Raw genomic sequence first — 23700 nt, 5'->3', positions numbered from 1 at the left:
CGGGTGGGGGGGGGGGGGGGGGCGGCCTCGCACGCGGGCCCGCTCCCCGGGCCCCCCCCCCACACCACAACCCCCCCCCCCCCCCCCCCCCCCCGCCCGCCCCCCCCCCCCCCCCCCCCCGACCTGTGCTCTCGCGCCGATCGTGCGATCTCGCGCCGCGCTGAGCCGCAACCGCACCGGCGTGTGACCGGGACGCGCTCCGCAGAATCCGCCGAGATCACACGTCCGGCACGACGTCGCACGATCGGACAGCCCCGCGACGTGTGCACTCGGCCCGATCGTGCGACCTCGCGCAGCTTCGGCGCGGATAGCCGCGCCGCCGCCAGCCCCCGGGAACACGAAGGGGCCCGGATGCCGTGGCATCCGGGCCCCTTCGGGCGAAACGTCAGAGCGCTTCGATGATCTCGCGCATCAGCGACGCGGTCTCGGACGGCGTCTTACCGACCTTCACGCCGGCGGCCTCGAGGGCCTCCTTCTTCGCCTGGGCGGTGCCGGCCGAGCCGGAGACGATGGCGCCGGCGTGGCCCATGGTCTTGCCCTCGGGAGCGGTGAAGCCGGCGACGTAGCCGACGACCGGCTTGGTGACGTTGGCCTTGATGAAGTCGGCGGCGCGCTCTTCGGCGTCTCCACCGATCTCACCGATCATGACGATGGCCTTGGTCTCGGGGTCGGCCTCGAACGCCGCGAGGGCGTCGATGTGCGTCGTGCCGATGACCGGGTCGCCACCGATGCCGATGGCGGTCGAGAAGCCGAGGTCGCGCAGCTCGAACATCATCTGGTAGGTCAGGGTGCCCGACTTCGACACGAGGCCGATGGGGCCCTTGCCGGTGATGTTCGCGGGCGTGATGCCCACGAGCGCCTCACCGGGCGTGATGATCCCGGGGCAGTTCGGGCCGATGATGCGGGTCTTCTCGCCCTTCGACTTCGCGTACGCCCAGGCCTCGGCGGTGTCGCCGACGGGCACGCCCTCGGTGATCACGACGAGGAGGGGGATCTCGGCGTCGATGGCCTCGACCATCGCGTCCTTCGTGAAGGCCGGGGGCACGAACGCGATCGACACGTCGGCGCCGGTCTCGCGCATGGCCTCTTCGACCGAGGCGAAGACGGGGAGCTCGACGTCGTTGCCGGATGCGTCCTTGTGCGAGACCGTGGTGCCGGCCTTGCGGGCGTTCACGCCACCGACGACCTGGGTGCCGGCCTTGAGCATGAGGGCGGTGTGCTTGGTGCCCTCACCGCCGGTGATGCCCTGGACGATGACCTTGGAGTCCTTGTTGAGGTAGATCGACATGTTTCTGTCCCTATCCCTTACGCGTTGGCCAGTTCGGCGGCCTTGTCGGCGCCCTCGTCCATACCGGCGGCGAGGGTGACGAGCGGGTGGTTGGCGGCGGCGAGGATCTCGCGGCCCTCTTCGACCTGGTTGCCGTCGAGACGGACGACGAGCGGCTTGGTCGCGGTGTCACCGAGGATCTCGAGGGCCTTCACGATGCCCTCGGCCACGGCGACGCACGAGGTGATGCCACCGAAGACGTTGACGAAGACGCTCTTGACCTGCTCGTCGCCGAGGATGACGTCGAGACCGGCGGCCATGACGGTCGCCGAGGCGCCGCCACCGATGTCGAGGAAGTTGGCGGGCTTGACGCCGCCGTGCTTCTCACCGGCGTACGCGACGACGTCGAGGGTCGACATGACCAGACCCGCGCCGTTGCCGATGATGCCGACCTGACCGTCGAGCTTGACGTAGTTGAGGTCGTGCTGCTTGGCCTTGGCCTCGAGCGGGTCAGCGGCGTCCTTGTCTTCGAGCTCTTCGTGCTCGGGGTGGCGGAAACCGGCGTTCTCGTCGAGCGAGACCTTGCCGTCGAGGGCGATGATGTCGCCGTCCTCGCTCTGGATGAGCGGGTTCACCTCGACGAGGGTGGCGTCCTCGCCCTTGTAGACGTTGAAGAGCTTGACGAAGACGTCGGCCACCTCGGGGGCCAGCTCGTCGTCGAACTTCGCGGCCTTCGCGATCTCGAGGGCCTTCTCGGGGGTGATGCCCTCGAGCGGGTCGACCTCGATGCGGGCGAGTGCCTCGGGACGCTCGACGGCGAGCTCCTCGATCTCCATGCCGCCCTCGACGCTGGACAGTGAGAGGTAGGAGCGGTTGGCGCGGTCGAGCAGCACCGAGAAGTAGAACTCCTTGGCGATGCGGGCGCCGGCGGCGACCATGACGCGCTTGACGACGTGACCCTTGATGTCGAGGCCGAGGATGGCCTGCGCCGCCTCGAACGCCTCATCGGGGTTCTTCGCGACCTTCACGCCGCCGGCCTTGCCGCGGCCTCCGGTCTTGACCTGAGCCTTGACGACGACGACACCGCCGAGCTTCTCCGCGGCCGCCTTCGCCTCCTCAGGGGTGTCGGCGATGATGCCGGCGAGTACCGGCACCTCGTACTTTTCGAACAGATCACGTGCCTGGTACTCGTAGAGATCCACGGACAATCCTTCGCTGGGCGATCGGTGGTGGGAGGAGGCGAGATCTCTTGATATCAAGAGATCTTCACCAGGGGTCAACCCTACTAGACGGGGCTGAATCGCCTCGACGCTCACCCCTTCGATCGGAGGGATGCCCTCGTCCCGGGGTCTCCGCACGATCGTCGGACGTGCGAGGCGCGCGATCCGCCGTCGTTCGACCGAGGTCGCGATGAGTGATCATCGAGGCCGGCGCACAGTCGGGCGCGAACGGTCGATGATGGGTCGGTGAACCGAACCGATCGTCTCTACGGCCTGGTCGAAGAGCTCCGGGCCGTCTCCCCTCGACCGCTGAGTGCCCGCCGCATCGCAGAACGATTCGAGGTGTCGGTGCGGACGATCGAGCGCGACCTCGCTGCCCTTCAGCAGTCGGGGCTGCCGATCTGGGCGGAGCCGGGCCGGACCGGGGGGTACGTCATCGATGCGTCCGCGACGCTGGGCCCGGCCGGCTTCACCCTCGACGAGGCCCTCGCGGTGCTCATCGGGCTCGGTGCACTCGGACGCAGTCCGTTCCGTCATTCCGCCCGCACCGCAGCCCGGAAGGTGCTCGCGGTCATGCCGGACGACGAAGCGGCACGAGCCCGTGTGCTCGCGTCGCGCGTGCATCTTCTCGAGGGCGAGGAGGACGGCGGTGCGCCCGCGGCATTCGCGGCCGCCCTTCGCGCGGATCGCGTCGTGCGCCTCCGCTACCGCGATGCCGGCGGTGCGGAGTCCACCCGCGACGTCGAACCGCTGGGATCGATCGGCAAGGACGGGCAGTGGTACCTCATCGCGTGGTGCCGGCAGCGCGACGGGGTCCGGGCGTTCCGGGGCGATCGGATGCTGTCGCTCGACGTGACGGACGAGCGGCCCCCGCGCCGCGCTCTCCGCGCTGCCGACCTCACGATCCCGTACGGACGCCTGCGGTCCGTCATCGACGACTGATCCTCGACCGGGATTTCGTAAACGCCGACAGGACGGTGTCGCCACCGTCGGCGAGGGTGAAGCCGTCCGCCGTCTCCTCCCCGAAGGAATCCCATGTCATTCACCTCCATCCGAATCGTCACCGACGACGTCGACCGCCTCGTCGCGTTCTATGAGCGGGTCACCGGTCGGCGGGCCGAGCGTCCCTCCCCGGTCTTCGCGCAGTTCAGCGGCCCCGGCGCGAATCTCGCGATCGCGAGCGTCGAAACGGTCGCGATGCTCGACCCAGCCCTGACCGCCGCGGCGAATCGCTCCGTGATCGTCGAGTTCGACGTCGCCGACGTCGACGGTGCGTTCGCCGCGCTCGCACCCATCGGCGAGGATGTCGTCCTCGCACCGACCACCATGCCGTGGGGCAACCGGTCGGCGCTGGTGCGCGACCCCGACGGCAACGTCGTCAACCTGTTCAGCACGCCCACCGCCCATTCGGCATGACCGACGCGCACCCCCGGTGACGCGCACGTCGCCGACACGGACAGCGGCCGGGGTGATGACCCCGGCCGCCGCCCGGCTGCGACGCCGGAGGCGGGTGGGCCCCCGGTCAGCGCCGAGGCGCGGTGCGACCGCTCCGGCGGTTGATCGCGTAGATGATCGGGGTGAGCACGGCCAGGATGGCCAGGGCCCCGATCAGGATGAACGAGGTGTCGTGCTGCATGATCAGCTCGGCGATGATGTAGCCGATCGCGGCGGCCAGAGCGCTGTAGAACGCCTTCAACCACTGACGAGCGGGGGACGGGGCGGCGAGGTTGTCGGTCATCACGGACTCCTTCGGTAGGTGCTGCGAACCCTATGGGGGATCGGATCGATCGCACATAGTGCTTGCATAACCGTCGCACGAGTTTCGTCTCGGCGTGGGCGGTGACGTCGCGCTCGGTGAGCACCGTGTTCTCGGCCTCGACCACCCGGCCGTCACCCGTGACGAGCACAGCGCCGAACGGGTGGTCGCCGTTCTCGCGCGCCGCTGCCGACAACCTGATCGCGCGGTGGAGGTGGGCGAGGTCCGCGGTGTCGAGTGGCATCCATGCGGACGATGAGGGCGGGTGACGCCATCGCCCGGCAGATCGATCACCGCACCGGTGCGGTGGGGGCCGGAACGAACGGAGCGGGAGCGTTCAGCTCGAGGTGCCCGACTCGTCGGTGGTGCCATCGGTGCCGCCGCCCGAGCCATCGTCGGGGCTGCCTTCGCCCCTCTGCGGAGGAGTGCCCTCGCCGAAGTCCGGGCGGTTGCCGCCCATCTGCGGAGCGGTCCCGCCACCGAGATCGGGCATGGTCCCCGACGTCGCCGCAGCGGCGCCGGACGCCTCGCCGATGGCGAAGCCCGCGCCCCCGCCGACGAGCAGACCCACGACGAGCGCACCCGCGCCGATACCGGCCACGAGCCGACGCCCGGGGCGTGGACGCCGACTCGGGGGCGTGGACGCCGAATCGGCGGGCGGGGTGGCGGGGACGGGGTCGAGAGAGGTCATGCCGCCGAGCGTGGAGTGCGCACCCTCACGCATCCCTGCCCGGTGCTGTCCGTTCGCTAGGCCCGCGGGTCGGGCACGTCGCGGGGGCGATCGGGATCGGACTCGCCCGTCTGCACCGTGCCGAACACCGCGGGCAGATCGGTCGACGACGCGGGCGTCCAGCCGTACGCCGTCGACTCCGCGGCGCCCGCGTCGACCACCGGGCCGAACGCCGACCGCAGGGCCTCGCGCCCGCTCTTCCTCCGCCGGCGCAGCACCGCGAACAGTCGCACGATCACTCCCACGGCGATGGCCGCCCAGAACGCGACCTCGATCCATCCGGACGTGCCCATGCGATGTCCCCCTCGTCGCCGCGTGAGTCCCCGACACTACCCCGGACGCGACGGCCGAGGTGAGCGAGACCGAGAGGGCGACGGTGCGGGGCAGGCACGCGAGATGCGGTCTCCGCCGCGACCCGCGCGAGCGGAGAGGATGAGGGTATGCCCTCCCGCTTCACGCTCGAAACGCACATGGCCGCCAGACCCGACGCGGTGTTCGATCTCGCGCGCGACATCGGTGCACACGTCGCATCGATGCGAGACAGCAGGGAGCGAGCCATCGCCGGGACCACCGAGGGGCCGATGCGCCTCGGCGACACGGTGACGTTCCGCGCCCGCCATCTGGGCGTCTGGTTCACACTGACCGCCCGGATCTCGGAGATGCGCGCGCCCTCCCGTTTCGTCGATGAGCAGGTCTGGGGCCCGTTCCGCTCCTTCCGTCATGAGCACCGTTTCGAGCAGACGCCGGGCGGGGGAACGAAGATGACCGACACCATCGAGCTCGCCTCGCCCGTCTTCGGGGTCATCGTCGAGCGCCTCATCCTGGTGCCGTATCTGCGCCGCCTCATCGCGCGCCGGAACGCGCACCTGGCGGCATCCTTCCTGGAGGCGGGGACCAGCTGAGGCGGTGCGCGTCGACGGCGCCCGTCACCGAACCGGTGCGCGGGAGCGGGCGGCCGGCCGCGGGCTGACGGCCGCGGCAGTCGAGGCGTCGTCTCGCGAGGGGGCCTCGCGGTGGTGAGACGCCCCCCCCCCCCCCGAGTAGCCTCACTACCCATTGAGGTGCCATTAGCGCTCTCGATTGACCCGATTCCCTTTCTCGGACTGAAATTCTGTAGTACAACTACCTCTATCAACCCTCAATGGAGATGGAGCCTTGATGAGACCCTCCCCCCGGCTGCGCCGATGCACAGCCCTCATGACCATCGGCGGGGTGATCGCCGCACTGGCCGTCGCCGGGTCGGCCGGCCCCGCCACGGCGGCGGACGCCGCGACCGTCTCGGTCGACACCGGCACCGTGGTTCAGGACGACTTCCTCGGCATCGGCGTGAACGTCATCCCCTCGGCCCTCATGGAGCGCTCACGGGGTTTCGGGTACTCCGACGCCGACTGGGCGGTCGATGCGGAGCGCATCGCGACCATTCGACCGAAGGTCGCCCGCGTGTGGTTCCAGATCGACTGGATGGAGCCCGACAAGGGCGTCTACACGTGGGACAGCGATCGGATGAAGGCGTTCTACCGCTACCTCGACGCCTTCCAGGCCGCCGGCACCGACATCGAGCTGAACTTCGGGTGGAAGGTCGGCTCGACCGTGCACGACTGGTTCTCGATCCCCGGGGTCGACCCGTGGACCAGCGCCCCGGCCGACAACGCCGCGTACGCGGCATCCGCGTCCGCTCTGATCGACCAGCTCAAGAACGTGCGCGGCTACGACAACGTCAAGTACCTGACGTATTACAACGAGCCCAACGGCAGCTGGGATTTCGAGGCGCCGGGCGATCAACAGGCCGCGTACGTGCAGATGGCCCAGGCCGTGCACCAGCGCCTGGTCGCCGACGGCCTGCGCGACGAGGTCGAGATCTGGGGCCCGGAGGAGACCGGCGCCCCCGCGTGGACCACCTACATGGCGCAGAACGGCGGTGATGCGTTCGACCAGTACAGCTTCCACACCTACGGCGACTCGTACGGCTCCGTGCCGGGAAGCATCAACGCCCGGAAGAACGTCGCGGGCGGCAAGCCCGTCAACATGTCGGAGTTCGGCTGGTCGGACGACAACGCGAGCGGGTGGAACTCCGGCTACGTGAACTACGTGATCGCCGGAGCGAACCTGGGCCTGCACTCGATGCTCGTCTGGCAGCTCAACGGCACCTGGACCGTCGACCCCGACGGCGACACCAACGGCACCTACAACATGTGGGACGCCCTCCCCCTCGGGCTCGAACCGCGAAAGACGTTCCTGTCGGCGGGTTTGCTGAACCGGTACATCCCCGCGCACAGCCAGGTGCTGGCATCCACGTCGTCGTCGTCCGACGTGCGGTCCGCGGCCTTCCGCGACGCGGCGGGCGACTACACCGTGCTGGTGGAGTCGAAGGGGGCGGCCCCGACCGATCTGACCGTCGACTTCGGCGGGACGACGGTGGACGCCGACTTCCACCGGGTCGTGTACTCCGATGATCTCGTGCCGGATGCCAATGCGCTCCTGCCCGCGGTCTCGGCCACCCTTCCCGCCGGCACGAGCTTCTCGGACGACCTCGGGACCGGCTACTCGTTCGCGGTGTACACCACCGCCGACCCCGCGGTGCAGGTGCGGATGGGAGACGTCGAGCCGACCGTGGCGTCGGGCTCGACGGTGCAGCTGACGGCCGACGTGATCGACGGCGCTCCCGGCGTGACGTGGTCCGTCGAGGGTTCGGGCAACGGTTCCGTGTCGAGCTCGGGCGTCTACACGCCGCCCGCGGTCGACTCCGAGCGCAAGATCGCCGTGCGTGCGACCAGCACCGCCGACTCCACTTCGTCGGGCATCGCGCTCGTGACCGTCACGCCCCAGCTGACGTCTGCGCGGGTCGACCCCGTGCAGTTCGACCTCGACAGCGGGGTGTACGCCGGGTCCGAGGTGCTCGCGCTCTCGACGGCGACCTCCGGCGCGCAGATCCGGTACACCACCGACGGTTCGGCACCGACCGCGAGCTCCACGCTGTACGAGCGACCGGTGATCCTGGCCGAGAGCTCCACGAAGCTGTACCGCGCGGCAGCCTTCGCGGCGAACAGGCAACCGTCCGGCGTCACGAGCCGCCTCTTCAAGGTCGGCGGCGTCTCGGAGGGTCCCGACGGCTACACCCTCTGCGCGAACGAGGGCGGCCAGTGCTTCTTCTCGGGGCAGCAGAGCGTCGCGTTCGGCGGCGACGGACTGTTCAGCTACCAGGCGAAGACGGGTCCGGTGTCGTGCGACACCGCGACCCTCGGCGACCCGAACCCCTCGGGCACGCAGCGGTGCTACGTCAGCCCCGAGCTGCCGTCGTCGTACCCGCTGGTCACCCTCACCAACGCCGGGTTCGAGAAGCCCGGCGGCACGAAGTCCAAGACCGGGCCCTTCACCAACGGCTGGACGTTCGACAGCCGCTCGGGCATCCAGAACGGTCAGGGGCCGCTCGGCCCGCCGACGCCGCCGGAGGGTCAGCAGGTGGCCTACCTCAAGACCGACGGCGGGGTGCAGGGCACCATCTCGCAGCAGGTGGCCTTCCCCGCGGGGGACTACCAGGTCGTGTTCGCCCTGTCGGGCCGCTCGGGCTACCCCGCGCAGAGCTTCGACGTGCTCTACGACGACACGGTCATCGGGTCGTTCGCCGTGGGCTCGACGAGCTCGTACACGACGCAGCGCTCGAACGCGTTCACCTCGACCGGCGGACGCCACACGATCACCTTCCGGGCCACCGCGCCCTCGGGCGATCGCACGGCGTTCCTCGACGCGGTGCGCATCGAGGCCCCCGTCGCCCCGGAGCCCGCGACGCTGTCGAACACGGGCTTCGAGGCGCCGTCCACGACGGGCGTCAAGTCGGCGCCGTTCACCGAGGGGTGGTCGTTCGTGGGCCGCTCGGGCATTCAGCGCAACGGCAGCGCCTTCGGCGCACCGACGGCCCCGGAGGGCACGCAGACCGCCCTGCTGCAGTCGCGCAACGGTGAGCACGGGTCGTTCGCGCAGACCCTGAAGATGGATGCCGGCACCTACACGCTGAGCTACCAGGCGTCACGTCGACCCGGGTACAGCGCGGTGCAGACGATCCAGGTGGTGGTCGACGGAACGGTGGTCGACAGCTTCGCCCCGCCGACGAACACGTTCACGGCGCACACCTCGCCGACGTTCACGGTGGCGGCGGGCGATCGGCAGATCACGTTCCGCGGCTCGGCCGCGACGGGAGACGCGACGGCGTTCGTCGACGCGGTCGTGCTGACGCCCGTCCCCTGAGGGACGACGAAGGCCCGGGCCTCTCGGTCCGGGCCTTCGTCGTGCATGCGGCGCCGACACGAGTCGCGATCGCGGGCGGGATGCCGCGGGCGCACCGGCTCCGACGGGTCGGGTCGCGGCGTCGGCGACGCACGGACACCGATTCAGAGGAGGCGCGTGGGCACCGGTTCGTCGGGCACGTGCGCATCGACGCGGTGCACGCGCCCGCCCGCGCGCTCGGTGACGAAGTCGACGGCCCGGTCGCCCTCGTACAGCACCGCGGTGCCCTCGTCGAGGCCGAAGCCACCGGGGAGGATGCCCGCGTCGACCGCCCGCCGCAGGGCCGGCCGCCGCTCGGCTTGCGAGTCGTAGTGCACCCCGAGCGAGCCGGGGAGGAACCCGAGGCCGTCGTCGATCGTCCGCACCTCGCCGAATCCGGAGGTGGGACCGCCCTCGTGCCAGCACAGCGCGCCCGCGGACGTTCCCGCCAGCAGCACGCCGCTGCGCCACGCATCGCGCAGGGCGGTGTCGAGGCCATGCGCCCGCCAGAGCGCCAAGAGGTTGACGACGCTCCCCCCGCCCGTCCAGACGAGGTCGGCCGACTGCAGGACCTCGCGGAAGTCGACGACCGTGCGGCCGTAGAGCCGTAGGTGAACGGCATCCACCCCCGACACCATCGCCGCGGCGAGCTCTCGCCCCTCGTCGATCCGCTGGTCGCCGCCGGCCGTGTTGATGAAGACCACGCGGGGCCTGCCCTCGACGCCGGTGAGGTCGAGAGCGTGGTGCAGGAGGGGACCGAAGGCCACGTCACCCCACGACGTGTCGGCCCACCCGCCGCACGTGGCCAGAATCCGAGGGGTGCTCACGCGCTCACCTCCACGGCATCCGCGTTCCACGCGCGCACGCGCGCATCGGGCCAGGTGGCGCCGGCGAGGGCGAACGCGATCGCGCGCTCCTCCCCCGCCTCGAGCCCGAAGGCGTTGTCGTCGAGCCAGGTGCCGAACGCGGTGGGGAACCCGTCGACGAGGACGAGGGGCGCGGGCACGTCGCCGACGTTGCGCACGCGCAGAACGCCGTCTCCCCAGCGGGCCTCGAGCCGCGTGCGCGGCTGCTCCTTCAGCGGCGCCGGGCCGGTGGCGTAGGGCGCGAGGAGCTCCTCGATCGGCCGGTCGGCCAGCTCGTCGAGCGGCAGCGCCTCGATCGCGGTCGCCTCGGCGCTCTTCGGCTGCGCGTTCAGCGCGTACCAGGCGGACGAGATGCGGGCCCCGTCCGCGTCGCGGAGGTACACCGCCAGCACGAGGGGACCGTCGTCGGGAAGCTCGGCGTCGAGGGTGAACGCGCGCGCGTGGGCGTCGGCATCCAGATCCACGGAGGCCGACCGCTCGGCGATCACGCCGAAGCGGGCGTCGTAGAGGCGGGCGCTCACCGTCGCCGTCAGGGGGTGGGGCGTGTCGTTGGACGCGTGCACCTCGGCCGAGAGCACCTCGCCCGCCTCGAGCGCGGTGCGGTCGTACACCGCGAACGCCGACTGCGCCGCACCGAACTGCCGCGCGCGGTAGTACGACAGCTTCGCGCGGCCGTAGTAGTCGACGATCGCCCACGACGCGCCGGGGAACACCTCGCCGACCTTGTAGAACCAATACGCCGACGTGCGGGTACCCGCGTGCGCACGCAGCCGTTCCGACGCGAAGCGCAGCGCGTCGCCCTGGGCGAGCTGCGAGTACTCGACGAACGTGGCCCAATCGGTGAGCGGTCCGTAATGGGCGTAGCGCGCCTGTTTGAACAGGTCGAACAGCGAGAACTGCGCCTGGTGCTGCAGGATCGCGCCGTGCGCGGGCGGCGGCCACTGCTCCAGCAGCGCCGGATCGAGAAAGCGCGCCATGCTGTCGAGGTCGCACTGACTCGACAGCCCGTACTCCCCGAACACCGGGGGGACGTGCGTCGCGTACGCCTCGACGGGGTGACCCTCGTGGTAGACGCCGTAGTAGTGCTCGCTGCCGCCCCACGGGTCGGTGCGGTGGAACGGACGCGTCGGATCGTACTGCCGCACGCGGGTGCCGATGACGGTGAGCAGGTCATCGCCCGACACGGTGTCGGGGTTCTCGTTGCCCCCGCCCCACATCACCAGCGAGGGATGCGAGCGGAGTCGACGCACGATGCGGGAGGCCTGCGCGTCGACGGTGGCGAGCGTGGCGCCCGTGGCATCCAGTCCGAAACTGAGGGGGAACTCCTGCAGCACCAGGATGCCGCGACGGTCGCACTCGTCGTAGAAGGCGTCGCTCTCCACGGTGCCGCCGCCCCAGGCGCGGAGCATCTGCAGGTTCGCCCGCACGCACAGGTCGAGGATGTGCCGGTCGACGTCGAATCCGCGACGCGCCATCGGATCGGTGAAGCACCAGTTGGCGCCCTTGAGGAAGAGGGGCCGGCCGTTGACCACGAACCGCCAGTCGTACACGTCGTCGCCCGACACCTCGGGCAGCGCGCGCATCTCGACGGTGCGGATGCCGATGGACACGGTGCGCGCGGACCCGTCGACCGCCGCTTCGACGCGATACAGCGGCTGCGCCCCGTACCCGAACGGCCACCACAACCGGGCGTCCGGGACGTCGATCTCGACCGCGTGCCGGGACGTGCCGCGGGCCGCCACGACCTGCGCCGTGACGTCGGAGACCACTGTCCCGTCGGGGTCGAGCACGCGGATGCGGGTCGGGGCGGCACCGCCGTCGGTGTGAGCGGTCAGGTCCCACTGCACGCGGATCCGCGCCGCCCCCTCGGCGGCGTGCACGGTCGAGACGAACAGATCCTCGAGCTCGAGGTCGGGCACGCGCTCCAGGCGCACTGCGCGCCAGATCCCCATCGAGATGAGGTGTCCGTAGTGCCATCCCCACCCGGGTGAGGGCTTGAGCACCCCGTGCCAGTCGCGCGGGGGCGGGTCGATGCGCACGACGATCTCGTCGGTACCGTCCCCGCGCAGCAGGGCCGTCACGTCGATGTCGGGACCGCCGTACATGCCGGAGTGGCGGGCGATCGGTTCGCCGTTGAGCCAGAAGGATGCCGCGTCGTCGACGCCGTCGAACGACAGGCGCACGCGCTGCCCGAGCCACGACGCCGGCACGTCGAATCGGCGGGCGTACCACCACTGCTGCTCCTCGACGCGGGTGCGCCGGAAGTGCCACGGCCATTCGGCGGGCGCCCCGTGCGCGACGAGCTCCGCGTGGGTGTGGTCGTGCAGCAGCGGGTCGGGGATCTCGCCCGCGGCGGTCAGGGCCGCCTGCACCGTTCCCGGGACGGCGGCACGGATCCAGTCCGAGCGGTCGGTGTCGGGTCGGTGCCAGCCCACCGGCGCCGGCGGTCGCGGACCGGCGAACCACCGCTCGATCGCGAACTCCCGGCCCGCGGGCGCGCCCGCGAGCAGCCACTCGCCGTCGAGCGGGACCACGTCGCGGTCGACGGCGAGCGCACCGCCGCCCCGCGCCGAGACGGGCGGCGCGGAGACGGGCAGGGTCGCGTGATCCTGCACCCAGCGGTCGCCGTACAGCGGCGAGGCCAGCGACCGCGCCCTCTCCCGGTCGTCGAGCGAGGTCATGCCCTCACTTCACCGCCCCGGCGTACAGACCGCTGACGAAGAAACGCTGCGCGAAGACGAACAGCAGCAGGATGGGCAGGCTCATGATGAGCACGGCCGCCATGATGTTGCCCCAGTCGGCGAGGTATTGCGCCTTGAAGTACAGCACGCCCGTCGTCAGGGTGCGCTTCGACGGGTCGGTGAGCAGCAGCTGCGGGACGAGGTAATCGTTCCACACGCCCACGCCCTGCAGCACCCAGAAGGTCGCGATCGCCGGGCGGGCCAGCGGGAGGAAGATGCGGCGGAAGAGGGTGAAGTAGCCCGCGCCGTCGATGACCGCGGCTTCGACGATCTCCTTCGGCACCTGGCGCATGAAGGCCGCCATGAGGAAGACGCCGAAGGGCAGCGCACCCGCGATGTAGATGAGGATGACGCCGGCGTAGTTGTTGATGAGGCCGAGGTCGCGCACGACGCGGAACTGCGGTACGAGCGCGAGCTGCATCGGCAGGAAGATACCGGCCGCCAGCAGCAGGTACACGCCCGAGCCGATGCGGGTGGCCTGACGCACGATCGCGTACGACGCCAGCGCCGCGACGAAGGTGGCGACGGTCATGCTGACGACCGTCAGCAGCACCGAGTTGAAGAAGAGGTTCGCGAACCCGGCATCCTGCCAGGAGGTGACGAAGTTGTCGAAGGTCGGCGCCTGCGGCAGACCGGTCGGGTTCGTCAGCACCTCGAGGTTCGGCTTGAACGCCGTGATGACGATGATGACGATCGGGTAGATCATCGCGATGCTGAGCACGATCAGCAGCAGGTTGATCGGGAGGCGGCGGGCCAGGCGGAGCAGGGACCGCGTGTCCACGCGGGGGGTGGCTTGCGTGCTCATCGGTTGCCCTCCTCGGCGGCGACGCGGTTGTTGAGTCTGTTCTGCACGGCGGCGATCGCGATCAGCACGATCAGCACGAGCACGGCCATCGCCGAGGCGTAGCCGAAGTTGTTGTTGACCAGGCCCTCCTGGAACACCTGCGTCATGAACAGCTGCGTCGAGTTGCCCGGTCCCCCTCTCGTCATCAGATAGACGGTGTCGAAGGCTCGCAGCGCGCCGTTGATCGACAGGACGAGCACGAGGCCGATCGAGGGGATCATGAGCGGGATCGTGATGAAGCGCATCGCCTTCCAGCCCCGCGCGCCGTCGACCTTGGCCGCCTCGAGGATCTCGCCGGGGATGGTCGAGAGCCCCGCGAGGAAGATGACGACGTTGAAGCCCAGCCCGCTCCAGAGGTCGACGAGGATGACGCTGTACAGCGCCAGGTCGTAGTTGCCGAGCCAGTCCTGGGCGAGCCCGCCGAGACCGATGCTGCGCAACAGCGTGTTGAACGTGCCCGACGTGGGGTCGTACATGAAGCTCCACGTGAACACGATCGCCACGGGCGAGATGACCATCGGTGCGAAGAAGATCGCGCGGTAGATGTTGCCGAGCCGGAGCTGGCGGTGCAGGAGCACCGCGATGAGGAACGCCAGGATCGTCTGCACGATGATCTTGAAGAACCCGTATATCGCGGTGTTGCCGATCGCCTCCATGAGCACGGGGTCGCCCGAGAAGATGCGCACGAAGTTGTCCGCTCCCACGAACTCCCACGCGCGGTTGAACCCGCGGGCGTCGGTGAAGCTCGCGACGATGACCTGTCCCATCGGATACACCGTGAAGACGGTGTAGAGCACCAGCGCGGGGGCGACGGCGATCCAGAACCTGCCCGCGGTGGAACGCCCGGTCCACAGGCGCGCCTTCAGCGAGCGCGTGGTCACCGCCTGCGTCGCGGTGGGGTCGTCCAGGGCGAGGACCCGCGGGTCCTCGACGCGTGTGCTGCTCATAGCGTTCCAATCGAGTCGGAAGAGGGGATGACGACGGTCACGCCCCGGGCGGGCACATCGATGCGCCCGTCCGAGACCGGGGCGCGGCGCCCGTCGAGGTCGTCGGTCTCGGCCGCGCCGAGACCCGACAGGTGAAGCGACAGGGGTTCGTCGTCGTAGGTGGCCACGACGACGGCGCGGGTGCCGCCGGCCCCCTCCCACACGGTGAGGAGGTCGTGGACCGTGCCGTCGGGGCGGTGGGCGACGACGTCGTGGTCGGCGACGAGGCGCCCGTTCCAGAGCAGGTCGCGGTGGCGCTCGCGCAGCGCGTCGGCCGCACGGGCGAGGGCCACGGTCGCGGGCATGTCGCCCGGTCGACCCTTGAAGTTGTACGGCTCGAGGCTCATCGCGTACCCGTAGAGAAGGCACTGCGCGACCATCGAGCGGTCGTCGAACCCGGTGAGCGCGGTCACGATGCGGGCATCGGGACGCAGCTGCCGGCCGAGCGGGCGGTGCGTCGGCGAGGCGCTGCGGAAGTACGACACGTCGTAGTGCGCGAACTGGTCGTCGTACGCGCCCTCGGCGGCGATGACGAAGGTGTCGGCGCGGTCGCCGAGCCCCGCGCGGATCTCCTCGACGACGTCGGCATCCCACGTGAACGCGCTCGCGCCCACCGGATGCCCGTGGTCGTCGGCGAAGCACAGCAGCGCACGACCGTGATAGAGCGACTCATCCGCCAGGATGCCGTCGGCCCCCCACGCGGCCATCTCGGCGACCTCGTCGGCGAAGCGGCGGCGCAGCGCCTCGACGCCGAAGCACAGCGGCACGTACCAGGGGGTCGCGATGCCGTAGCGCTTGCGCGACGAGTGGTACACCGGACCGGGCTGCGCATAGGGCTGCCCGTTGACGTCGCGCGAGACGAAGGGCTCGAGCTCGTCCCACAGCGGGCCGGGCTTCTCGACCCAGACGTACTTCACGTAGAGCACGGTGGCGACGTCGAGCTCGCGCGCGCGGTCCAGGGCGCGGCGAAGACCCTCCTCGCCGCCGAGCTTCGCGGCGGGCCGGTGCCGGGGCACGAGACCGTCCTGACCGCCTTCGTTCCAGCCGACGATCTGGATCGCGCCGATGCCCTCGCGCGCGCACTCCTCGATGATGTCGACGAGGGCGTCGAAGTCGTAGCGGGGTTCACCCTCGGTCGACATGAGCTGCACCTGCAGCCACGAGCGCGGCTCTTGGAGCCAGGATGCCGCGCTCCGCCGGGTCGGCTCCTGCGTGGGCAGGTAGGCCGCGAGGCCGTCCTGCCACTCCCCCGCGTACGGCGCGAGAGCCATTTCGGGAAGCGTGGCCTCGGTTCCCTCGCCCTGGGGGAAGTGGATGGCGTCGAGGGTGACGGCCGCATCGTCGGCCGCGGTGCGGCGCAGGCTGTCGGCGAAGCCCGGGACGAGGCTCGCGCGCCAGCCGATGAAGTCGAGGGTGCGGGCAGCGGGCTGCACCGTGAGCCCGCCCGTTTCGCTCGCGAGCACGACGAAGGGCGACGTCGGCGTCCCCACCAGCTCGGGGCGCAGGTTGCCGCTGGCGTAGTCGGGGTACAGCGTTCCCCAGTAGGGGGCGTTGGAGTCGAACACCGGCAGCAGCGATACGCGCGTCCCCGTGGAGTAGTCGACGCCGCGGAGTTCGAGTGCGCCCTCGACCGGACGGATGCCGCCGAGCGAGGGGAAGCGGACGGCCTCGACGCCGCCGGAGTCGAGGTGGAACGACAGCGACAGCCGCAGCACCCCGTCGCGCACGCGCGCCCCGACGACGATCTCACCCGTCAGCCGCTCGCCGGCGGAGGTCACGGGATCGCGCCACACCAGGCGCAGCGCCGTGTCACCCTCCCGCTCGACGTGCGTCAACGTCTGCGCGGCCGTCTCGACGACGACCGTGCGGTCGCCTCCCCGCGGGATCTCGATCACGAACAGCGACGGACGCCCGCCCGCGAGGGGCGCGAGACCGGTGTTCGGGCCGTCGAGAGCGCGCAATCCGCCCGTCTCGGGGTCGAACGTCGCGGTGGTGCGATCGTCGGCGATCGTCAGCAGGGAGGTCACAAGCACATCCTCGTTCTCGTTGTGTAGCCATACTACATGTGGTGGGCGATTCTGATGCTGCGGATCCGGCATCCACGCAGGAATTCACCATTTCGCGTAGCCGCGCTACCGTTCCGCTCGAGCAGCCGCTCTCCCCATCGACGGTGCGGGGCGCGTTCTGCCGTTCGGGGCGGGAGACACTCGCCCCGAACGGAGAATCGCGCCCCGAACACGACATGACGGAGGCGGATGCCACGGGTACCGGCTCGACCGGCGACCCGTCGCGTCTCAGTCGGCGTTCGCGCGGACCTCGACGAGCGCCGCATCGAGCTCGGTGATCACGGTGTCGACGTCCGCGCGGCCCGCGATGAGGTTCTGCATGCCCACCAGGAGCGTCTCCTGCAGCTGCGGGTGCGCGGGGATCACGACGGGGCGGAAGGTCTTCCCCTCCCACGCCGCCGTCATCGCGGGGAAGAGCGGGTCGTTCGCCGAGACGTCGATGCCCTCGGTCGTGGGGAACGCCTTCACCGAGGTGAGGAAGTCGGTGTACACGTCGTCCTGGAAGAAGAAGTCGATGAAGCTCTCGGCCGCTTCGACGCGATCGTTTTCGGGGTTGATCCCCCACGCGACGAGGTAGCTCCCCCACATGTCGGCGACATCGGCGTCCAGCGTGGGGAAGTTCATGTAGCCGGGCTCCACCCCCGCCGCTCGCGCATCGGAGAGGATCCAGGTCGCGGGGAACATCGCCGCCTGACCGGTGAGGAAGGCGGACTTCGCCGCCGACTGGTTCGTCCCGAGCGGATCGGGCATGTACGCCGGGACGAGGTCCTTCACGACCTCGAGCGACGCGGCGTAGCCGGGGATGTCCGCGAAGGTCTTCTCCCCGGCGAGCAGCTCCTCGATCGCGCCGGGATCGTCGGGGAACACGTGCTGCGCCATCGCGTAGTAGGCGACGAACTGCGGCCACCAGCTGTCCTGCGCGCTCATCGCGAGCGGCGTGATCCCCGCCGCCGAGAGCTTCTCGGCTGCGGCCGTGAGCTCGGTGTAGGTCTGCGGCACCTCGGTGATGCCCGCCTTCTCGAACAGGGCGGTGTTGTAGATGATGCCGTTGCCCGACTGCGAGATGGGCACGGAGTACGCGGCATCCCCGTCCGCTCCCCGACGGGCTTCCTGCGCCGCCGCGTCGTCGAGCCGCGAGAAGAAGTCGGCGCCCGAGAGGTCGGCGGCGAAGCCGTCGCGCACGAAATCGGTGAGATTCTTCGGGTCGAAGCCGTAGACGTCGGGGCCGGCACCGCCGGAGAGGCGCGTCTTGAGCACGTTGTCGTAGTCGTTCGTGTTGACGAACTCCGCGTTCACGGTGATGCCGGGGTTCTCGGCCTCGAACGCGTCGATGACCGTCTCGTACGCCTTCTGGGTGTCGCCCCCGTCGCCCCACATGAGGAAGCTCAGGGTGGTCTCGTCGCTCGCGGCGGACTGGCATCCGGTGAGGGATGCCACGGCGAGTCCGGCCAGGGCGGTGGCGGCCGCGGCCGTCAGGGGAAGGGAGCGGGGCATGAGAGCGCCTTTCGGAAAAGGAACCGCCTCGCCCGGGATCTCCCGAGCGAGGCGGTTCGGATGTTCAGCGGTTGTTGGCGCGGTACTGCTCGAGCGCGAGGTCGAGGTCGCCCAGCACCTGTTCAGTGCTCTTCTGCCCACTGATGATGTTCTGCAGGCCCACGAGCAACGCGTCCTGGATGCTCGGATCGGTCGGCGAGAACGCCGCCACGAAGGTCTTGCCCTCCCACGCGGCCTGCATGTCGGGGAAGAGCGGGTCGACGTCGGCGCCGATCTCCACGCCCTCGGTGGTCGGGAAGAGCTTCACCTTGTCGAGGAACGTCTTGTAGGTGTCGTCCTGGAGGAAGAAGTCGAGGAACTTCTGCGACGCGGCGAGCTTGTCGTCGCCGTTGTTCGGGTTGAGGCCGAAGCGCACCTGGTAGGTGCCCCACAGGTCGTCGGAGGGCTGGTCCACCGTCGGGAAGTTCATGTAGCCGAGGTCCAGGCCGGCCTCACGGGCGTCGGAGAGGATCCAGGTGGCGGGGAACATGGCCGCCTGGCCGCCCAGGAACGCCGATTGCGCGGCGGTCTGGCTCGTGCCGACCGGGTTGGGCATGTAGTACGGCGTCAGGTCGCGCACCACGTCGAGCGACTCCGCCCAGGCGTCGCTCTGCGAGAACGTCGTCTCACCCGCGGCCATCTGCTCGCCGAGCTCCTCGTTCGCCCCGTGCTCTGCGAGCGCGTAGTAGACGATGAACTGCGGCCACCAGTTGTCCTGCGCGCTCATCGCGAAGGGGATCACGCCGGCGTCGGAGAGCTTCTTCGAGTCGGCGAGGAGCTCGGAGTAGGTCGTGGGCGTCTCGGTGATGCCGGCCTGCGCGAAGAGCGCCTTGTTGTAGATGATGCCGTTGCCCGAGAGCGAGATCGGCAGGTTGTACGTGCCGCCCTCGCGCTGGCTGTCCTTCGCCGCCTCCGGGGTGAGCTTGGAGAGGTAGCTCTCTCCGCCGTCGGAGAGGTCAGCGGCGAAACCGTCATCGACGAACGTCTTGATGTTGCCGAGGTCGAAGCCGTAGATGTCGGGCCCCGCGCCGCCGGAGAGGCGGGTCTTGAGGATGTTGTCGTAGTCGTTCGTGTTGAAGAACTCGGCGTTCACCGTGATGTCGGGGTTGGCCTCCTCGAACTTCGAGATGACGTCCTCGTAGGCGGTCTGGGTGTCGCCCCCGTCCCCCCACATCAGGAAGCTGAGCTCGGTCGGGCCTCCGCTCGAACCCCCGGCGCACCCACTGAGCGCGCCCACCGCCGTCAACGTCACGGCTGCGATCGCCGTGTGCTTCAGCCACTTCGTCATGGCTCGTCCCCTCATCTTCAGTGATCGCCGGTCACGCCGCTGCGACCGGAGTACGTCGGTAGCGATACTACACAAAAGGGGAGTGAACGCCACCTGATTCGAGATAAACGGGTTGGATTGCAGAGCAATCGCTAGTCAGACTACGCAGACGACGCCTCCGGCTAATAGGGTGTCGCCTCATGGACTTCCCCTCGACGCCGATCGGCCGCCGACTGACCATCAACACCATCGTGCGGCGTCACCAGATCGAAGCGACGCGCGACCGCTCCCTGTGGGAGGACGAGACGCCGCTGCACTCCGCCGCCCTCGTCGAACGCTTCTCCGACGCCGTGCGCAGCGCGGTGCCCGACGCGCGGCTCACCTGGGCCCTGTCGTGGGGAGCACTGACCGACGACTCGCCGCGCTACCGCGACATCCGGCGCACCCTCGCGCGGATCGCGACGGAGCACGGCGACGACGTCACCTTCGTCCCGGGCGGCTTCTTCGCGAATCTGTACGGCTCGCGCGACGAGGTGGCCCGAGACATCTCGGATGCCGTCGACCTGCTGCACGCGTCCTTCGACCGGGCCACCACCTCTCTCGTCGCCGGGTTCCTCGCCGCCGAGAACATCTCCCGCGCCCGGGATCTCGGCATCCGCACCGTGCAGGGCAACATCTGGAGTCAGTTCGACATCGACCTCCAGGACGGCGACGGCTCGCTCGCGTACCCCTACTACCCCTCCCGGAACCACTTCCTCGTACCCGGCCGCGGCGACGACCGCATCGACGCGGTGCAGCTCGACGGCTGGACGGTCGACCTCGTCGCCGCCCGCGGGGCGGGGATGTCGACGGCGTTCAACTCGCGTCTCGGCCTCGGGCCCATCGAGACCCTGCACCGCCTCCCCCGAGAGGACGCGCTGCGCGAGCTGTACGCCACGAGCGAGGCCCATCTGAACGATCGCAACGTGCAGCGCAACGGCCTGGGGTGGCTGACCGTCAACTACGAGATCAGCGAGGTCGCGCGCGGCTTGGCGCACGACCCCACGACCCTCGACGCGTGGACGGGCTGGCTGCGCGGCATCCGCGAGACGTGGACCGACCTCGAGGTGACGACGATCGGGGCCTTCGGCGAGGAGTGGCGGCAGCGCCACCCCGACAACGAGGGCCTGGCCTACCTCCTGCAGCAGTCGGGGTCGGGCGTGCAGGGCTCGCGCGCCGGGGAGACCGTCACCTGGTTCATGACGGCGGACTTCCGCCTCGGCGTCGTGCGCGCAGGCGCAGACGTCGACGTCTTCGACTACACGTCCTACCTCGACGCCCCCCGGGAACCGACGCAGCTCGGCGACCGCCGCTGGAGCCTGCTGGGCGAGATCAACCAGAAACAGACCCGTCCGCAGGACCGCCCCGTCGCGTGGGGTCGCTTCCTCGAGGCCCACCCCGACGTCGAGGCCGCCCTCGAGAACACCTGGGCCGACGCCCCCGAGCGCGCCGAGCTGCAGGTGCGCGCGTGATCGCGGTCGGCGACCTGACGGTCGAGCACACGGTCGACCCCGTCGGCGTCGGCGGCGATCCGCGGTTCGGATGGGTGCTGCGCAGCGACGTTCCGGGCGCGCGCCAGCTGTCGTACCGCCTCACCGTCGCCGACCGCGACGGCACGGTGTGGAGCACCGGCCGCGTCGACTCCGAGCGGAGCGTCGACGTCGCCTACGAGGGGCCGGCACTGAAGCCGCTGCGGCGCTACGCCTGGACGGTCGTGGTCACCACGACCGCGGGAGACGCCGTCGCCTCGGGCGCATTCGTCACCGCCGTCACCGACGGCGACTGGCGCGGGGCCCTCTTCGTGGCGGGTCCCCCTGAGACCATCGCGGCCCCTCTGGTGCGGACGGCGTTCGAGATCGACGGCGAGGTCGACGAGGCGTTCCTCGTCATCGCCGCCGGCGGGCTGGCGCGGGTCGAGCTCGACGGGCGGCCCGTCGACGACGGCGTGCTCGGGCCCGGCTTCACCGACTACGACGTCACCGCGCAGTACACCGTCGTCGACGTCACCGATCGCCTCCAGCCGGGATCGCACGCACTCGGGCTCGAACTGGGCCGCGGCTTCTACGGCATGCGCGGACGCAACACCTGGGACTGGGAACGCGCCCCCTGGCACGCCGACCCCTGCGCGCGCGTCCTGCTCGTGGTGCGCGGCGCGGCCGGCGAGCGGGTGGTCGTGAGCGGGCCGGACTGGCGCACGGCATCCGGCCCGACGCTCCTCGATGACCTGTACGCCGGCGAGGACCACGACGCGCGGCGCGAACGACCCGGCTGGAGCACCCCCGCGTACGACGACGGGGAGTGGATGCCGGCTCCGGTCGTCGACGGACCCCGGGGACGCCCCGTGCCCCAGCGTCAGCCGCCGATCGTCGAGGGCGACCTGCTCGAGCCGGTGTCGGTGACGGCCCTGGCCGAGGATCGGTGGGTCGTGTCGTTCCCCCGCGTGATCGCCGGGTGGGTCGAGGTCGCCGCCGACGCCGACGACGGAGCCGTCGTCGAGCTGCGCTTCGGCGAGACGCTGCGCGCCGACGGCACGCCCAACTACGACGACGAGAAGGGGTACTTCGACGGGCGGTTCCAGACCGCGCGCCTGACGCTCGCGGATGCGCCCGTGCGCTGGCATCCGCGATTCACCTGGTACGGGTTCCAGCACGTGGAGGTGCGCGCCCGGATGCTGCCCGCCCTGCGAGCGCGCGTCGTGCACACCCGCGCGCCGCGCACCGGGAGCTTCTCCAGCTCGTCGCCCCTGCTCGACACGTTGCACGAACTCACCGTCCGCACGATCCTGAACAACCTCCACGGGCTGCCCACCGACACCCCGAAGTACGAGAAGAACGGGTGGACCGGCGACGGCATGGTGGGCGCCGAGATGATGCTGCTGAACCTCGACGTGCACGAGCTGCTCGCCAAGTGGTCCGACGACATCGCCGCCTCCCGCCACGGCGCGGGAGCTCCCGAGGTCATCGCCCCGCACGGCGGCTGGCACATGGACTGGTCGCCCGCCCCCACCTGGCACTCGGCGCTGCTGCTCGTGCCGTGGGAGATCTACCGCCAGCGGGGCGACGAGCGCGTGCTCGCCGACGTCTGGGCCGACGCGAGCGATTACCTGCGCTTCGAGATCGCGCGAGCGGTCGACGGTCTCTCCGACACCACCCTGGGCGACTGGGTGAGCCCCGAGACGGACGCCGGCGGCGGCAACGCGCCCGAGGACACCCGTATCGCCGCGACGGCCTTCGTCATCGCGATGTGCGACGCGGCCGCGAAGATGGCCCTCGTCCTGGGGCGCGAGGTCGACGAGTGGCGCACCGCGGCATCCGCCGCGCGCCGCGCCTTCGTCCGGGAGTTCTGGGACGCCGACAGCGGCGAGGTGCGCGGCGTCGGCGACGCGGGGTACCGGCAGGCGCACACCGTGCTCGCGCTCGCCTTCGACGTCCTGCCCGAGGCCGATCGGCAGGCCGCCGCCGACCGCCTCGCTCGCGACGTCGTCGAACGCGGCCACCACCTCTCCACCGGCGCCCTGGCCACGAAGCACCTGCTCCCCCAGCTCACCCGCTACGGCCACGGGGAGACGGCGCTCGCAGTGGCGTTGCAGACCACCTTCCCGAGCTGGGGTTTCTGGGTCGAGCGCGGCGCGACCTCGCTCTGGGAGCACTGGAGAGAGGAGTCGCGCTCGCGCGGGCACTACTTCCTCGGCACGCTCGACGACTGGCTCTACGCCGACGTCGCGGGTCTCTCGCCGCTCGAGCCGGGCTGGCGGCGCGCGCGGATCGCCCCGCGCATGATCGGCACATCGCTCGCGCGCGCCGACGCGTCCGTGCGCACGCCGTACGGCGAGCTGTCGGTCGCGTGGCACCTCGAGGGCGACGAGGTCGTGCTCGCGTGCACCGTGCCGATCGGGGTGATCGCCGAGATCGAGCTCCCGGGGCTGCACCGCCGCATCGAGGCCGGAACGCACGAGATGCGGGCGCGGCGGGGGACCGCCGTCCTCGCGGGATGACCGGGGCGGCCGTCGACGCGATCGGATTCGACGCGTCGCGGTCGTGCCCTGTGCCGCGACGGGCGGGACAGCGGTCCGCACCGCCCGTCACCGCATCCGGTTCCCGCGCACGAGAACGGCCCGCGCCGCAC

18 protein-coding genes and 1 pseudogene are annotated in these 23700 nt (G+C 70.5%); 6 read left to right on the top strand and 13 right to left on the bottom strand.

From position 1 onward, the window contains the following. Positions 1–385 precede the first annotated feature (385 nt). Positions 386–1288 (bottom strand): succinate--CoA ligase subunit alpha, encoded by a 903-nt coding sequence (sucD, locus tag AB0N80_RS06090; RefSeq protein WP_315993434.1) that lies wholly within the window; start codon positions 1286–1288, stop codon positions 386–388. Positions 1289–1305: 17 nt separating this feature from the next. Next, positions 1306–2469, bottom strand: a complete 1164-nt coding sequence (sucC, locus tag AB0N80_RS06085; protein ID WP_363578160.1) for an ADP-forming succinate--CoA ligase subunit beta — start codon at positions 2467–2469, stop codon at positions 1306–1308. A 264-nt stretch (positions 2470–2733) separates the two neighbouring features. Here sucC and AB0N80_RS06080 point away from each other — a divergent pair, with 264 nt between their 5' ends. Both AB0N80_RS06080 and AB0N80_RS06075 read left to right on the top strand, forming a co-directional pair. Further along, complete coding sequence (locus tag AB0N80_RS06080; RefSeq protein ID WP_363578158.1) at positions 2734–3429, top strand: WYL domain-containing protein; 696 nt, start codon at positions 2734–2736, stop codon at positions 3427–3429. A 93-nt stretch (positions 3430–3522) separates the two neighbouring features. Beyond that, positions 3523–3903, top strand: a complete 381-nt coding sequence (locus AB0N80_RS06075; RefSeq protein WP_363578156.1) for a VOC family protein — start codon at positions 3523–3525, stop codon at positions 3901–3903. Between the two features lie 106 nt (positions 3904–4009). On the opposite strand, the gene AB0N80_RS06070 is transcribed toward AB0N80_RS06075, so the two are convergent. The 4 genes and pseudogenes from AB0N80_RS06070 to AB0N80_RS06055 form a co-directional block, all read right to left on the bottom strand. After that, positions 4010–4225, bottom strand: coding sequence for a hypothetical protein (locus tag AB0N80_RS06070; protein ID WP_315993438.1), 216 nt, complete (start codon positions 4223–4225; stop codon positions 4010–4012). A gap of 70 nt (positions 4226–4295) precedes the next feature. Continuing rightward, a pseudogene (locus AB0N80_RS06065) lies at positions 4296–4487 on the bottom strand (nucleoside deaminase); the annotation flags it as partial. 93 nt (positions 4488–4580) lie between these two features. Further along, positions 4581–4934 carry a hypothetical protein gene (locus tag AB0N80_RS06060; protein WP_363578154.1) on the bottom strand — a complete coding sequence of 118 codons (354 nt, stop codon included), beginning with the start codon at positions 4932–4934 and terminating at the stop codon, positions 4581–4583. A gap of 56 nt (positions 4935–4990) precedes the next feature. Continuing rightward, on the bottom strand, positions 4991–5266 hold the full coding sequence (locus AB0N80_RS06055) for a hypothetical protein (protein WP_363578152.1): 276 nt from the start codon (positions 5264–5266) through the stop codon (positions 4991–4993). Between the two features lie 147 nt (positions 5267–5413). On the opposite strand from AB0N80_RS06055, the gene AB0N80_RS06050 reads away from it, so the two are divergent. Together AB0N80_RS06050 and AB0N80_RS06045 are read left to right on the top strand one after the other, a co-directional pair. After that, positions 5414–5875: an SRPBCC family protein gene (locus tag AB0N80_RS06050; RefSeq protein WP_363578150.1), complete on the top strand. Its 462-nt coding sequence runs from the start codon at positions 5414–5416 to the stop codon at positions 5873–5875. Between the two features lie 256 nt (positions 5876–6131). Beyond that, the gene (locus tag AB0N80_RS06045; protein ID WP_363578148.1) at positions 6132–9215 is read left to right on the top strand and encodes a chitobiase/beta-hexosaminidase C-terminal domain-containing protein; all 3084 of its coding nucleotides are present in this window, start codon (positions 6132–6134) and stop codon (positions 9213–9215) included. Between the two features lie 143 nt (positions 9216–9358). On the opposite strand, the gene AB0N80_RS06040 is transcribed toward AB0N80_RS06045, so the two are convergent. The 7 genes from AB0N80_RS06040 to AB0N80_RS06010 all read right to left on the bottom strand — a co-directional run bounded on the left by AB0N80_RS06040 (position 9359) and on the right by AB0N80_RS06010 (position 19557). Then, entirely contained in the window at positions 9359–10060 is a 702-nt protein-coding gene (locus AB0N80_RS06040; RefSeq protein WP_363578146.1) for a peptidase E, read from the bottom strand. Then, positions 10057–12780: a sugar-binding domain-containing protein gene (locus AB0N80_RS06035; RefSeq protein ID WP_363578144.1), complete on the bottom strand. Its 2724-nt coding sequence runs from the start codon at positions 12778–12780 to the stop codon at positions 10057–10059. The genes AB0N80_RS06040 and AB0N80_RS06035 overlap by 4 nt, the downstream gene beginning before the upstream one ends. Positions 12781–12784: 4 nt before the next feature. Continuing rightward, positions 12785–13645 carry a carbohydrate ABC transporter permease gene (locus AB0N80_RS06030; RefSeq protein WP_363578142.1) on the bottom strand — a complete coding sequence of 287 codons (861 nt, stop codon included), beginning with the start codon at positions 13643–13645 and terminating at the stop codon, positions 12785–12787. Beyond that, the gene (locus AB0N80_RS06025) at positions 13642–14631 is read right to left on the bottom strand and encodes a sugar ABC transporter permease (RefSeq protein ID WP_363578140.1); all 990 of its coding nucleotides are present in this window, start codon (positions 14629–14631) and stop codon (positions 13642–13644) included. Before AB0N80_RS06025 ends, AB0N80_RS06030 begins: the two co-directional genes overlap by 4 nt. Next, the gene (locus AB0N80_RS06020) at positions 14628–16697 is read right to left on the bottom strand and encodes a DUF6259 domain-containing protein (RefSeq protein ID WP_363578138.1); all 2070 of its coding nucleotides are present in this window, start codon (positions 16695–16697) and stop codon (positions 14628–14630) included. Before AB0N80_RS06020 ends, AB0N80_RS06025 begins: the two co-directional genes overlap by 4 nt. 267 nt (positions 16698–16964) lie before the next feature. Continuing rightward, on the bottom strand, positions 16965–18230 hold the full coding sequence (locus AB0N80_RS06015; RefSeq protein ID WP_363578136.1) for an extracellular solute-binding protein: 1266 nt from the start codon (positions 18228–18230) through the stop codon (positions 16965–16967). A gap of 64 nt (positions 18231–18294) precedes the next feature. Then, positions 18295–19557 (bottom strand): extracellular solute-binding protein, encoded by a 1263-nt coding sequence (locus tag AB0N80_RS06010; RefSeq protein WP_315993452.1) that lies wholly within the window; start codon positions 19555–19557, stop codon positions 18295–18297. 179 nt (positions 19558–19736) lie between these two features. On the opposite strand from AB0N80_RS06010, the gene AB0N80_RS06005 reads away from it, so the two are divergent. Both AB0N80_RS06005 and AB0N80_RS06000 read left to right on the top strand, forming a co-directional pair. Further along, positions 19737–21047 (top strand): DUF3863 domain-containing protein, encoded by a 1311-nt coding sequence (locus AB0N80_RS06005; RefSeq protein WP_363578134.1) that lies wholly within the window; start codon positions 19737–19739, stop codon positions 21045–21047. Beyond that, complete coding sequence (locus AB0N80_RS06000; protein ID WP_363578132.1) at positions 21044–23569, top strand: family 78 glycoside hydrolase catalytic domain; 2526 nt, start codon at positions 21044–21046, stop codon at positions 23567–23569. Before AB0N80_RS06005 ends, AB0N80_RS06000 begins: the two co-directional genes overlap by 4 nt. Positions 23570–23700: the final 131 nt, after the last annotated feature.

Origin of the sequence: Microbacterium sp. NPDC089188, from assembly GCF_040685155.1 — a bacterium.
Classification (GTDB): Bacteria; Actinomycetota; Actinomycetes; order Actinomycetales; family Microbacteriaceae; genus Microbacterium; species Microbacterium galbum.
This window is presented reverse-complemented; position numbering and strand designations above follow the sequence as displayed.